The 1,999-nt window shown below is 55.7% G+C and carries 1 rRNA gene; it reads right to left on the bottom strand.

Going from position 1 to position 1,999, the window contains the following annotated elements:
* Positions 1-46 precede the first annotated feature (46 nt).
* A 16S ribosomal RNA gene (locus DER72_RS15930) occupies positions 47-1,585 on the bottom strand.
* Positions 1,586-1,999: the final 414 nt, after the last annotated feature.

Genomic DNA, 1,999 nt, shown 5'->3' with positions numbered 1-1,999 from the left:
CAGGTAATTCATTGTGAGCACTTGCCGCGTGTCGGGACGTCGTCGATAAGGAGGTGATCCAGCCGCAGGTTCCCCTACGGCTACCTTGTTACGACTTCACCCCAGTTATGAACCACACCGTGGTGATCGCCCTCCGAAGTTAGGCTAACCACTTCTGGTGCAGTCCACTCCCATGGTGTGACGGGCGGTGTGTACAAGGCCCGGGAACGTATTCACCGTGACATTCTGATTCACGATTACTAGCGATTCCGACTTCACGGAGTCGAGTTGCAGACTCCGATCCGGACTGAGACCAGCTTTTCGGGATTAGCTCCACCTCGCGGCTTCGCAACCCTTTGTACCGGCCATTGTAGCACGTGTGTAGCCCTACCCGTAAGGGCCATGATGACTTGACGTCGTCCCCACCTTCCTCCGGTTTGTCACCGGCAGTCTCCTTAGAGTTCCCGCCATTACGCGCTGGCAAATAAGGACAAGGGTTGCGCTCGTTACGGGACTTAACCCAACATTTCACAACACGAGCTGACGACAGCCATGCAGCACCTGTCTGTGCGTTCCCGAAGGCACCAATCCATCTCTGGAAAGTTCGCACGATGTCAAGGGTAGGTAAGGTTCTTCGCGTTGCATCGAATTAAACCACATGCTCCACCGCTTGTGCGGGCCCCCGTCAATTCATTTGAGTTTTAACCTTGCGGCCGTACTCCCCAGGCGGTCGACTTATCGCGTTAACTGCGCCACAAAGCTCTCAAGGAGCCCAACGGCTAGTCGACATCGTTTACGGCGTGGACTACCAGGGTATCTAATCCTGTTTGCTACCCACGCTTTCGCACCTCAGCGTCAGTGTCAGTCCAGAAGGCCGCCTTCGCCACTGGTATTCCTCCCGATCTCTACGCATTTCACCGCTACACCGGGAATTCTACCTTCCTCTCCTGCACTCTAGCCTGACAGTTCCGGATGCCGTTCCCAGGTTGAGCCCGGGGCTTTCACAACCGGCTTATCAGACCGCCTACGCGCGCTTTACGCCCAGTAATTCCGATTAACGCTCGCACCCTCCGTATTACCGCGGCTGCTGGCACGGAGTTAGCCGGTGCTTCTTCTGTGGGTGATGTCCTTCCTCGAGGGTATTAGCCCCAAGGCTTTCTTCCCCACTGAAAGTGCTTTACAACCCGAAGGCCTTCTTCACACACGCGGCATGGCTGGATCAGGCTTTCGCCCATTGTCCAATATTCCCCACTGCTGCCTCCCGTAGGAGTTCGGGCCGTGTCTCAGTCCCGATGTGGCTGATCATCCTCTCAGACCAGCTACGGATCGTCGCCTTGGTGAGCCATTACCTCACCAACAAGCTAATCCGACATAGACTCATCCGATAGCGCAAGGTCCGAAGAGCCCCTGCTTTCTCCCGTAGGACGTATGCGGTATTAGCCTGGGTTTCCCCAGGTTATCCCCCACTACCGGGCAGATTTCTATGCATTACTCACCCGTCCGCCGCTCGCCACCAGGAAGCAAGCTTCCCGTGCTGCCGCTCGACTTGCATGTGTTAGGCCTGCCGCCAGCGTTCAATCTGAGCCATGATCAAACTCTTCAGTTTAAGATCATATAGTCCTTACCCTTCAATAAAGGAAGCGGACCAAACTTGGCTCAAGGTTCAAACGTTCTCAAAAAGATCCGAAGATCTTTGACGAGCCGCTTGCCTTGATGGTTCAGTGACTGGTCACCGACACATCGACAAGCGCCCACATGAATTACCTGATCGATTGTTAAAGAGCGGCTCCTGGCTCGGCATCCGAGCGGAGCGTCTCGCTTGCTGTCGATGAGAGAAACCTCTCTGTCGCCAGCGCCCTGCGAGGAAGGCGTATTCTACCGATTCGCTTCAGCGTGTCAAGCGGTGGTGAGCAGTGCTTAGCACCCCGTCCGATCTCCGCTGACAACACGCCTCATCTTGCCGAGGCGTTGCGAATAGAGCCCTTAGCGAGCCCTGCAGAACAAGTGGCGCGCATTCTAG

This window comes from Halomonas sp. A11-A, assembly GCF_003182195.1.
Taxonomy (GTDB): Bacteria; Pseudomonadota; Gammaproteobacteria; order Pseudomonadales; family Halomonadaceae; genus Halomonas; species Halomonas alkalicola.
This window is presented reverse-complemented; position numbering and strand designations above follow the sequence as displayed.